Genomic DNA, 12,916 nt, shown 5'->3' on the forward strand with positions numbered 1-12,916 from the left:
AATATCGCTGCAACGCTTTGTATAATATTGCCACAATAATCAGGTGCTAAAAATATATGCTAACCCTATCGGCTAACCATCTCAGCTAATAATGTGCGATAAATTCTCTACTTTTACAAGTTTTCAGCCTAGACCACGCTAACTCAATGTAGACATTAATAAACGCTTTCGCTATGGTACTGGTCATACCATCAAATAACGTTAGCATAATATTTATAGCCTAATAGGCTATTGAGCTAGGATAGCCATGACTGAGCAACGCGTAAGTGTAGAGATCACCCATAATATTGCCCACGTTAAACTTAATCGTGCGGATAAGCTTAATGCCTTAGATATGCCAATGTTTATCGCCATTCGACAGACGATAAAAACACTGCGTAAAAACCGTGACATTCGTGCGGTTATTTTATCAGGTAATGGCGACGACTTTTGCTCTGGCTTAGATGTTAAATCTATCATGAAATCGCCAATGAGCATGATCAAACTACTATTTAAGGTCTTACCTTGGCATGCTAACTTAGCGCAAGTGGTGTCTACCGGTTGGCAGGATATTCCCGTACCCGTTATTTGCGCTATTCATGGCCGATGTTGGGGCGGCGGCTTACAAATAGCCTTAGGAGCAGATTTTAGGTTTGCTACACCAGACAGCTCATTATCTATCCTAGAAGGTAAATGGGGCTTAATACCTGATATGGGTGGCACAATAGCATTGCGCGACCTCCTCGCAATTGATCAAGCAAAAAAGCTCGCTATGACGGCAGAAGCGTTTACCGGCCAACAGGCACTGGCCTTAAATTTAGTCACTGAAATCACAGCAACCCCTCTAGACGATGCACAAGAATTCGCCCTTGCTTTAATGCAACAGTCACCTGACGCGATCGCAGCCAATAAAAAGCTTTATAACAAGAGTTGGCAAGGTAGCAAAGGTTGGGCGCTATTTCGTGAATCTTATTATCAAATTAGAATTTTAATGGGAAAAAATGTTCATCAAAAAATTCATAATCAAACCCATAAAGCTGAACAGCACAAGCCATTTTCAGCGCGTAAAAAGTGGTAAAGTGCTGGCTGATTTTTTGTTGTTTGGATTTCACTCCGCCAATAGTTAAGCGAGTGATAATCTGATGGACCAGTAAAAATTTACAGTGGTGTATTGTTTTATCGCTCTGTATCTATGCGAACAGGGTTAAATTTCATTTAACTTGATGGACTAAAGTCCAACCTACATATTACCTAAAAGTGATGGTATCGCCTTGGGTACTATGTAGGTTGGACTTTAGTCGGTTTTAACCTTGCTAATCTTGTGCACTTGTTAATAATTTATAGTTTATTATGAACCACTATCAGTAACGCTATCCACAGCACTATCAACAACACTTTCAGGCGAGTTTTCTGCGCAATCAGCTAAATGAGTTTCAGCTTCTTTTTCTGCAACAGCCACGCGGTCGGCCTTAGAAACATACTTAGGCTTGCTTGAGTTTTGCAGCTTAGCATTCATTTTCTTAATTTTTGATTTTAAGGTTTGGTTAATTTTCTTTTTACGATTCATATAACTTGTTTGCTTCTCTATGACTATCAAGGATGTACTATAAAAAAGTACTGTAAAAATGTACTGTAAAAACGTTACGATGAACACGGCACTCATATCAAAGCCACTAAGCTAAGCTAAGCATTATGCCCGCTAAGTTAGCACCTGAGATAAATGCTTCGTTATTTTAGTAACGGATGATCTGCGGGTAACTGTTTGGCAATCCATAACGATAACTTATGTTTCATGCTGGCCAAGTCTTCAGCATCTTTTGGCAAAGGTTGAATAAGTTTATCATTGACCAACAATCGATATAGGCTTTCAATTTTGTCCTTTGCAGCGTTAGTGGTTGAAAAGCCTTTATAGCCACGGTTTTTTGCATAACCTTCACCAATAACAATGGCTTTTTTCAATAATTCAGCTTCATTTTTTAACTTCTTCATTCGCGGTATATTTTCCTGTATTTTTATTTAATAACAAGCTCAGGTGTTAACCTTAAGATCAAAAATGAGCCTTACTCATACTGAGTCGTCATTTAATCAATTCGTATAATTTACCGCACTGAGATTAAAACCCTTACTGTAAATTATGCTACGACCTTATAATAAGGTAAAAGGCTACGGCTTGAACTACGAGATTGCGACCTAAGCTAACCTCTCATGACATATCACTCACATGGGTATTTTAATAATCTACCAACAGTGATTTATTAAACTGATCGGTAGAGAGTGTTAAATTTTTATTTTCTATTCGCGTATTCAATTCACTAATATCTTTATCAAGTTTAGACATGGTTAAGGTGTTGTCATCTAATAAATAAATTTGCTTTAAACTGGTATAATAAAAATTTAAAATAATCAGTGCATTAACATCGTCATCAGCAGCAGCTTTTATTTTTTTCAGTTTACGATATATCGCGTTTTGTTGCTGCTTAATTTGCCAAACATAATACACTTCACTAAAAAACGCACTGGCTCGTAGGCGATGCAAAGCAAAAACACAGGTTAATAATGCGAATAATACACCAATAAAATTATACCTAAAATTACTTTCTGATGCTGCACCATCATTTGTCAAATCACCTGCCGCTTTAACTGCGGGCTCTGGGGTTATATTGCCAACATCAGCAAATAGCATAATCAAAGCTTGTCCATAAGCCAAAGCTAAAATAAGCAGACTGGCAATAAAGCTGACAATAATAATATTGAGGTGTTTACGGTAAACGGGTTTTTCAATGTCTTTTAATTTCATTTCTTAACTTACTTCTATAATTTCAATAAAGATGAACAACTAGGGTGATAAAGGCTAATTTATTGCCAAGCCAGAATGGCGTTTAACTTGCTGACTTACGCCACTTTGCCAAACGCTATGACTGCTAGCAATACTTAACTGCAGCTTCGCTCGAGTAATGCCAGTATATAATAATTCACGCGACAATAATCTATTGTCTTTTTGTTCGGGTAGTACCATAGCGACATGTTCAAACTCACTACCTTGAGTTTTATGGATAGTCATCGCATAAACCGTTTCAAATTTAGGTAAACGCGATGGCATTATCCAGTTATAACCGCCCTGTGTATTCTCAAATACTGCCATTAAATGCCCTTGGCTATTATGCCATAGCAAGCCAATATCACCATTGTATACACCTAAGCGATAGTCATTTTCACTGATCATTATCGGTTGACTGGCGTATAAGGTGTTACCTGATTCAAAGCGATTAAAAGGAATTACACCTTTATTACGTAATATGTCAATCACTAAGGCATTTAGGCTTTCGACCCCTTGTGGACCCTTACGAGTTGACGATAAAATTCTAAATTTAGCCAACAAGGCAAAAGCCTCTTCAACCTTGTCGCATTGACAAAGGCCAAGGTAATACTGCTCAACCAAGGGTGTAAGCCAAGTTTCAATAGTGCCCGATAATAAGGTTAGTTGTTTATCGTTACTCAGTGGTTCGCTGGGTTGCAATAACTGCCAACTTTCTTGATATTGGCCTTTAATAACATAATTGGCGATTTTACCTATGCCACCTTCGCCATCAAAGCGACGACTTTTCATTAAAAAGGTGACGCAATCTCCGGTACTATATTGCTCATTGGCCGCTAATGCGCTGTTATCTTTTGTCAGCGTTTGATAACCGGTTACCTGGGCTAAATATTGATGATTTAAAGCGCTGTAACCTAAGTGTGGGCGTGGTGCAAAATCAGCTAAAACACTGCCAACTGCCACTGAGGGTAATTGATCAGCATCACCCAATAAAATGACTTTAGTTGTGGCCGGTAAGGCGCGAAAAATTCGCGTCATCATAGGTAAATCGACCATGGATACTTCATCAATCAGTAAAATATCTATCGCGAGTTTATTTTCTTGGTGATGGCGAAAGTTAACCTGATCAGGAATAACGCCTAATAATCTATGTAGGGTTTGTGCTTGCTCTGGAATAAGGTCTAATACTTTGTCAGCAATACTACCACGAAAGCCTTGAACCGCATTGGTGATTGATTCTGATAAGCGTTGTGCCGCTTTGCCTGTTGGCGCTACTAAGGCGATTCGTGGTGCCGTAAAACTTGCCCTATTTACGTTTATTTCGCTTGAGCTTTCATCCGTTAAATTTTGGCTACCTTGACTTGAGTTTTCGCTATCAGCTATGGCTAACATTACCAAGGCAGCAAGCAGTTTAGTCACGGTATAAGTTTTGCCTGTACCCGGACCACCGGCAATAATGGCAAAGTCTTTATTCATCGCATTGGCTACAGCAACACCTTGCCAGTCAATCGCGCTATTTGGTAACTCATTCTGTGCGGCTAAATCAGGAAACAAAGTGTTGACAATGCTTTTGATGGTATCAATTTCACATTTTACTTGCTGGGAATTCTCCGCTGATTCAACTTGCCTTTCTCGACTGTTACGTCGCTCTCGCACTAGCTGCTTTAGCTCTTGCTCAAATTGATAATAGCGCCGTAAATAAAGCCGTTCATGACTTAACACTATCGGTTGCTGCTCAGCCTCTATCTTTTGCTCCAAGCTTGCTAAAGGCAGTTTTTCCATCAGCGCCGTTAGGGTTTTAAGGTCTGCAAATATAAAGCCCTTAGTATCTGTTGTAACCACTAAGTTGTTTATCGGGTTTTCGTTTACATCAGCACTTTGACTTGTGCCATCATTAAAGAGTCGTTTACCTGCTACTTGCGCTAAAGGTAAACAACTATGACCGTCTCGCAGACTCGCACTTAAAGCGATTAACAAATGAAACCATTGTTGTTGATTTGATAACAGTTGCTCTTCGCTCGACATGTCATCAGTCTGTTTATCAGCTAAGTTATTAGTCAGGTAAAAACCCAGACATTGGCTGATTTCTTTAGCAAAAAAATAATCCACGGCAACCAAACTATCAAGTTGACTTGATGCATGTTGAAACGATGCATAAATATTTTCACTTTGTGCTTTATGATTAATCATGATTTCAGGCATTAGTGGTTTCTCCAGCAAAAATATCATCAAGTTGATCTAATTCTGCGAGGGTAATTTGGCGATAATAAACACCACAATTTTGATGCTGAGTTAGGTTGCTCATACCACGTAAATAGAAATAATAAATACCACCAAAATGCTGCTCGGGATTATAATCAGCCAAGGCATATTTTAGATGACGATGTAATGCCAGAGCATAAATAAGATATTGTAAGTCGTAATGATTTTTCTCAATATTATGACGCATAGCCAAATCGTTATAATCACTATAGTGATCGCCTAAATGGCTAGACTTATAATCACAAACATAATATTTGCCATCGGCCTGAAAAATCAAATCGATAAAACCATGCATCATACCTTTAAGTTGGTGATAAGAAGGCAGATGCACTCGATGATTTTTAGCTATTTTACTACTGGCATTACTATTTCTATGTTCGGTCAGCAGTTTTGTTAATAAGCTACTACTTGCCGAGCGCATGGGGTAATAAAACTCGGTTTCTCGTAACGTATTTTGCCACTCAAGCTGAGCTAAAGACCAAGAGTTATTAGTGTTAAGTGGCGTGTGTAATACCTCTTCTAACCATTTGATTAATCGTATTTGGCCATGGCTTTGCGCCGTATTTTCGCCACTTTCTCCTGAACTATTTAAAGTGCTATCTGCCGCTTTTTCTATTATGCCATCTATAGCGCCATATTTTACCAGTGGCCAATGGCAGCTTTTTTGCCAATCAGGGGCTGAAAAGTCGGTTTGTTCCAAAATATCATGGAGTAAGTTACCAGTTTGTGCACCTTTGGTTAAGGTAAAACGTAACTCGTTAACATGACTTGATAGTGCGTTGTAAGTATTATCTGCTTGATCAGTAAGTTCGGTTTCTTGATTATCTCGATCAGGCGAAGAAACACCATTATGACGTAAATTTTTACTCAAAGCGGAGAATGAACTTAACCACCAATCACGCTCAATTTTACCATTAAAACGGGCTACTTGGGCTTGGTTTTCAACGATAACCTTGGCATTGATTTCATCATTAGTGCTTTGGGTATGGGTATTACCAGTGACTGAAATTTGCTTAGCTAAGGTTTCATTTGATAAGTTTTCTTGTGATAAGCTTTCTTCAGTTAAATAATTGTCTAACACTGCGAGTGCTATTTCATCAGGATTGTCTTGCGCTAATTGCTGCAAGTTGGTTGCAATATCAGTATCTGCCAACCATTTTAGTGTTTTACCTAATGGAGAATTTTCATAATGGTCGAAAGCCGTGCTGAGAATATAACAGCGTTTTTCCGCGCGAGTAACCGCTACATATAACAGCCGAATAGCTTCAGCATAAGCTTCTGATGCCATGCGGGTTTTCGCATCGTCGTTACCGTCTAGACTCTGTTGTAGCACGCCGTTTTCATCATGAAACTCAATAAAACTGACTTGACGATTACCGAACTTAAGCGGATCTTTATGACGCGTGGCAAACGGCACAAACACCACAGGATATTCCATGCCCTTAGAGCCATGTTGCGTAATAATACGGATCAGGTTTTCGTCACTTTCCAAACGTAGCTCAGCTTCAACTTCTGGGTTGTCTATCTGACTTTGTTGTTCAAACCAAAATAGCAGTTCTTGCGGTTGACGATGTCGTTGACTTGCCCCTTGTAACAATTCAAACAAGTGCAATAAATTGGTTAATATTCTATCCGCATTATGCTTATCGTCAGCGCTATTATCTGCAGCGCTAAGCTCAATATGAAAATGTTGATGCATTAACTGCAATGCCATACTGATAAAGCCTTTAAACTGCCATTCATTACGCAATTTTTCAAAGCTAATTTTTAATGCTTGCCATTGTTGTTCGTCGTGCTGTAGTTGCAATAATTTTTCGCGATTAAAGCCCATTAATGGGCTCGCTAATGCGGCGGTATATAAACGGTCATTCTCTAAAAACAAAATACCTTTTAATAATTGCAGTAAATGTTTGGTTTCATCACTTTGCAATAAGTTGGCGCGATTACTCATAAACACACTAGCTAAACCACATTGGTTTAAGGCAAATTTAATATCAGCCGCTTCAGCACCGTCGCGGACCAATAAAGCAATATCACCACTCGCCATGTTAAGTTCAGGGCAAGCTAATAACCTGACAATTTCATTGGCACACCAAGCCGACATTTGCGTGCGATAGCCTTGTTTAACCGCTTTTTCCTTACCATCTTTGCTTTTAGCATCAGCTTCAACATTAAAATGAATAAACTGTAGGGCATTAAATTCGTTGTCTGAAAAGACTTTTTCGTGTGCCTTGACTGAGGCTTTAACCGGTAAATAAGGAATTTGATAACCAAAAACATCAACCGCATCATCAGATAATTTATTACCGTAAAACAAACGATTATACCCGGTGATCATGGCAGCACTTGAGCGCCAGTTGGTATCCATTAACCACTGATGGTCGCAGTCGTTTCGGGCTGAAAGGTAGGCAAAAATATCGCCACCACGAAAACCATAAATGGCTTGTTTCGGATCGCCTATCATGTAAAGTGCAGCACTTGGCTGATGATAATAAATCGCTTTTAATATCGAGAACTGTTGCGGGTCGGTATCTTGGAACTCATCAACCAGCGCGACAGGAAATTGAGAAAATATACTATTGGCCAACACCTGATCAGGTTCCTGCCTTGATTTAGGCGTCAAACAATCATTTAACGTGCTAATTAAATCGTCAAAGCCCATCACATTCGCTTGCAGTTTTTTTCGGGTGATTTCTGTGCGGATATGATAAATGCCCTTTCTCACCACCAACAAGGCTTGTGCGCGATTAATCTGTTTTGCTAAATCAGGATGTTGTTTTTTAACCCTATTGACCGCGGTAAAAATTTCAATTAATTCGCTTTTCACTTTCGATCGGGCATAACGTCGACCATCAATAAAAGCATCTGGCATTTTGCCGTGCTTACCTGCAACATCAGCAGACAGCTCTGCTAACCAATTGAGTAATAGCGTTAATTCTTGTTGGCGTTTTTCTTGTTCAACGCCCTTTTTAACCTCAATGAGTGAGGTGGTTAACATGGCTATATTGGTATCTAAACTAGCAATGGCTTGTTCAACTAAGCTTTTAAATTCAATACTAATATTTTCTGGGTCTTGCACGTTCAAGGCGTTTTGTGTCGCTAACGCTTTAGAAAACTGATTAATAAAAGTAGTTGGCTCTGGCCAAAATTCGCTGACCAACTTAAAGGCTTGGCTGTTATTTTTGGCACCTAATGCCAACACGCGATACCAGTCTTGGCAGGCTTCTAAGGTAATATCTTGGGTGTTAGTTTCCATTTGGGCATTAAAGCTAATACCGCTGGCAAAAGCATATTGGTTTAGTACACGCTTACAAAAACCATGAATGGTAAAAATAGCGGCTTCATCGATATACAATAAGGCCTGGCTTAAGCGCGCTTTTACCTCACGACTTCCAATGTTTTTATTGACCAAATTTTGGTTCAAGGTTTTAAAATAAGCATCCTGAACAATTAACCTATCCCAGCTGTGTAAACTTTCTCGAATAAAATCATCAATACGACCACGAATTTCTTCTGTCGCATCTTTGGTGAAAGTCATCACCAAAATCTGTTCAATCGGTAATTCACGCTCTAGCAATAAGCGTAAAAATATTCGGGTGATATTATGCGTTTTACCTGTACCAGCACTGGCTTCAATTAAATGTTTGCCTTGCAGCTCAATAGTATTGGCGTTTAAATTTTTCATTTTTTAGCTCCCTGCCCTTTTGCTGCTAACTTTACTGACTGCAGGGCATCGAACATTGGCTGATACAAAGCAAGTAATCTGGGTGAAATTTTTTGATAATCAGGACATTGTGGCCAAAAATATTGTACATAGGCTTCGTCACCAAAGGCTTGAAAGCTATTGCTGTCAGACCAAAACTGTTCAAACTGTGTTTGTTCAAAGATTTTGCTCTTGCGTATTTTCTCTGCAATATCACCATTAAGTAATAGTGGTTGCTGCTGGCCTAAATAAAACGTTACGATTAAGCGTAATAATTGCCCTTTGGCATCATTAATATCACTAAAGTAGAATTGGCTTGGCTTTTGGCTTTTGGTGTCAAAATAGTAACCATGTGTAGCGACCACATTGGTATATAATGGGGTTTTCGCTGGTGCTGACTTGCTTTGTAAAGCCTCAACCTGTGCAACTTGAACAATAAGTTGTTGTAAATAAAGGGTAAATAAGTCTTTCGCTTTCGCACTACTGCTGCGATAAAACACCACCTTGTTATCAACAATAGTCAATTTACTATCAAGGGTTAAGCTTTTAGGTAACACAGTTTTTAAGCTAGCTAGTTCATTGCTTGAATATAGGCTGTCATCAAAAAGTACTTTATTGGTTAAAGCATCAGCTAAATTAAGCGTGACGCTACAATCTATAGGGTCAATGGTTAAGCCTTCATGTTGCGCTAATTCAGTGATAATGAATTGGCTGAAGTCTTCGCTGTCTTTTTGCCAACCTTGTATTAGCTCGTCAGTACTAGGTAAGTCGGGCAAGTTTCCTGACAGCTTAGCGCTAAGCAATATCTCATCACAGCTTTGTTTACTTTGCGCCGGTGCTAGGTAATAGCTCAGCAAGTCTTGTCTCAGTAAGTAGCTATCGAGTCGGTTAGGTACAAAAGGCTCTACGTCATTAATCAATGTATTGGTGGTGTCTAAATACAAATAAAGCGCTCGCTGAGCATAGTAACGCCCAGGATGCTGATAAAAGCGAATAACATCATTAGCTGATAAACTTTCAGGATTGCCAGCCGTATTGGTATCAACGGCTGTTGTGATATTATTTTCTACGCTGCCTTCTAGGTTATGCTCTGTGCTATTTGCTGAAAAATTTGTCGGAATACTTGTCGAAATATTTACAACACTATGTTCTGATGCATGGGTAGCTGTATGACCAAGTCCAACTTTTGCTTGGCGCAAGTGTAACCAGTTAGCATCAAAGCTGGCAAATGCACCGAGGTAATTTTTCTCGCTAAACGCCTGCATAGGTAATTGTCTAATTTGGCCCTCTGCATTAGTTGCCGCTTCGGCGTTTAAACCAAGTAACTGCCAACCATAACCGCGAGCAAGATATTCCATCAGCTCTTTTAATACCAACGACGGTTGACGGTCTTTATTATTCTTAATATTTTTACCTTGATAGCTTAAATACAAAGCTTGGCGGGCAGAAATCATCGCTTCTAAAAATAAATATCGGTCGTCACCTCGGCGCGATCTGTCACCCAGTTGCGCGGGTGTGGTAGTCATTAAATCAAAACTTAGTGGTTGGCGTTGGCGTGGAAATTCGCCATCGTTCAAGCCTAATACCGCAATGATTTTAAAAGGAATACTGCGCATAGGCAGCATAGAACAAAAGGTAACTTGCCCAATCATAAACTGTCGACCGGGATCGGGCTGACTGAAGTGACTATTTAAAAAGTCACGAATAACCGCCAAACTAATCACACTGTCGTAAGCACCATGCTGACAATATTCCACTAACGACTCAATGGCGGTGCGAATAATATTCAAACCATTATCGCTTTTGTCGTCAAAAAGTTGTTGCAATAGATCAAACAAAAATTGCTGCCATTGCACGGCTGTGCGTGCTTTTGACATGCTAATAGCGGTTAGTTGTAATTGCTCAATAATCAACATAAGTTTGCCAAGCAGCTCACTGTCGCTGCCTTCGATGGTAGGCAATAACAGCTGATTTTGGTAAATCACACTATAATCTGCAAAAGCAAAACCGCGCATTAAACGGCTTAAACCTTGTTGCCAAGTAAAACTGTTACTGGCGTTGTTTAGATCTGAAGCCACTGCTTCATTTTCTTGCTCGCCTTCCTCAGTACTAGTTTGCTTATTATGCTCTTCCCTCACCTCAGCTGCTTGGCTTTGCTTTAACACTTGTTGTTTATGAGCTTTATTTAAACCCCAATGCACACAAGAAAGTTCAAGCCAATGAGTGATTTTTTCGATGTCGTCAAGGTTAATGTCAAAGCGAGACTGCATCGCCGGTAAGCGTAATAAAGCAATTAAACTTGACACTTGAAAGCGGCTATCGGGCAAGCTTAACAACTGGGTAAACGCGGCCACTAATGGCTCGGCGTCTTTACTAATGCGATCGGCAATCGAACAAGGTAACGGTGGCACTTCGTCAGCAACATCTTGCCATCCTCGAGTAAAAACGGCATTAACATAAGGCGCATATTGCTCAACTTGCGGGCACATCACTAATACGTCTTTTGGCGTTAAACTTTTATCTTGATTAAATTGATGTAGTAACCAGTCGTGTAAACCCTGCACTTCACGCAAAGCACTGTGAGCACTGGTGATCAAAATTGAGCCATCAACTTTTGGCGCTTGTGCGGGGCTTTGTGGCTCTTGATGGCGAGCATCTGACAAAGATAAAATGTCTTGCTGAACACTCGCTAAAATGTTGGCTTGTGACATGACCTGTGAAATCTCTTCAGGGCTAGGATTGACTTGCTCAGCACTATTTAAGTCTTCAACGGCTGATTCAAAGACCTCAATATTGATTGTGCTGTACTGATATAAAAGCGCCATAAATTCTCGGCCTTGCTGGCCCAAATTGGCTAAAAGAGGATTACCTACTTGCTGGTTTATATCAGCTAAATCAGCATTAAGACCTTGCTTATCAAAACTTTCATTACTCACCTCATTGACTTGTTCCACCGAAAAGTCTGTACCTTTGAGCCAAGCTTCAATGGCATTTTTTTCTGTCACCACATCGCCCCAATAAGCATAACAAGGGTTTAAATGGAAAAAATGCACATCAATTTTTTCACTTAAGGCATTAATAAACTCAAGCCAAAGTGGCGCCATGGCATTAATGCCAAAAAATGATAAGCGATGCGGCAACGCTTGTGCTGTTAATCGATCAAGGTTATTTAAGTTTTTTATCGCCAGTGCGACCAGTTCACGCGGATTATAAGGTTGTTCGCGCACCAATAAATGCCAAAGCTTTCCTTGCCAAATAGCATTACTTTCAATGTGTTGCTGATTATCATCTGATACAGTTGAATTCTCAGTCGCTTGTTGATCAAAAGCGATAAATTCACCTTGGTGCCAAGCGTGGATCCATTCAGGACGAAATATTAAATATTGCTCATATAAATCAGCTAACTGACAAGCCAACTGATAACGTTTTAACTGCTCAGCATCACTGTACCTTTGACCAGCGGTGTTTTTATTAGCCGCACTTTTATTAGGAATAGAGCGATTAACCGTATTGTTAACATTTTCAGAGTTATTGGGTTCAGCCTGCCAATAATCACTGGCTACTTGAAACGAGACATCATCAATGACTTCATTTGATGCTAATAAAGTGTCGATGCGCCAAGCAAGTACTTCTCGTGAATAAGGTGATTGCTCAGGCACGTCTTCATCGCTGGCTAAATTTCTAATTAAATTCCACAAAAATTGTGATGGTAAGGCATAACGCATATTCATGCTAATGCCTCGCTGCTCGGCCAGTGACATATTCAGCCAATGTTGCATACCGGCATTTTGCACAATAACAGTGTCTTGAGCGAAAACAGGAAGTGGGGAGAGTTGCTGAATTTTATCAAGTAGCACTAACAAATTTTCCATTTTGTTAGCGGGATAAAGATAGAACAAGTGCGCGCCTTTTTAGCCAGGGTTTTTATAGTTAAATTTAACCACATCACGCACGATAACACTAGCGGTTGTTGTCTCATAGGAATTGAAAATCATTGAATAATAAGCATATTAGATAAACTAAACACCTTTCACTTTATTTGAAGTTAAACCAAAGATATTTTTTAAGATCAGTGTGATACCCAAGCCATTTCAAAGTGTAGTTTCAGCGTTAAACGAGAAAATAAGATAAAGTCGGGATACGATGATAATGGTTAT

At 39.6% G+C, this 12,916-nt stretch carries 7 protein-coding genes; 1 reads left to right on the forward strand and 6 read right to left on the reverse strand.

The window, feature by feature from the left end:
• Window positions 1–247: 247 nt before the first annotated feature.
• Window positions 248–1,057: a crotonase/enoyl-CoA hydratase family protein gene (locus tag H4J46_RS00745; protein ID WP_182231682.1), complete on the forward strand. Its 810-nt coding sequence runs from the start codon at window positions 248–250 to the stop codon at window positions 1,055–1,057.
• 270 nt (window positions 1,058–1,327) lie between these two features.
• Here H4J46_RS00745 and H4J46_RS00750 read toward each other — a convergent pair whose 3' ends face one another.
• From H4J46_RS00750 to H4J46_RS00775, 6 genes are all read right to left on the reverse strand, one after another.
• Complete coding sequence (locus H4J46_RS00750) at window positions 1,328–1,546, reverse strand: DUF2986 domain-containing protein (protein ID WP_182231683.1); 219 nt, start codon at window positions 1,544–1,546, stop codon at window positions 1,328–1,330.
• Between the two features lie 161 nt (window positions 1,547–1,707).
• Window positions 1,708–1,968 carry a DUF5062 family protein gene (locus tag H4J46_RS00755; RefSeq protein ID WP_182135519.1) on the reverse strand — a complete coding sequence of 87 codons (261 nt, stop codon included), beginning with the start codon at window positions 1,966–1,968 and terminating at the stop codon, window positions 1,708–1,710.
• A gap of 241 nt (window positions 1,969–2,209) precedes the next feature.
• A complete protein-coding gene (locus tag H4J46_RS00760; protein WP_182231684.1) occupies window positions 2,210–2,776 on the reverse strand; it encodes a DUF3087 family protein in 567 nt (188 codons plus the stop codon).
• Between the two features lie 54 nt (window positions 2,777–2,830).
• A complete protein-coding gene (recD, locus tag H4J46_RS00765) occupies window positions 2,831–4,996 on the reverse strand; it encodes an exodeoxyribonuclease V subunit alpha (RefSeq protein ID WP_259365619.1) in 2,166 nt (721 codons plus the stop codon).
• A complete protein-coding gene (gene recB, locus H4J46_RS00770) occupies window positions 4,989–8,741 on the reverse strand; it encodes an exodeoxyribonuclease V subunit beta (protein ID WP_182231685.1) in 3,753 nt (1,250 codons plus the stop codon). Before recB ends, recD begins: the two co-directional genes overlap by 8 nt.
• Entirely contained in the window at window positions 8,738–12,658 is a 3,921-nt protein-coding gene (locus tag H4J46_RS00775) for an exodeoxyribonuclease V subunit gamma (RefSeq protein WP_182231686.1), read from the reverse strand. Before H4J46_RS00775 ends, recB begins: the two co-directional genes overlap by 4 nt.
• Window positions 12,659–12,916: the final 258 nt, after the last annotated feature.

The sequence above is a fragment of the Colwellia sp. MB02u-6 genome, assembly GCF_014077095.1.
GTDB lineage: Bacteria > Pseudomonadota > Gammaproteobacteria > Enterobacterales > Alteromonadaceae > Cognaticolwellia.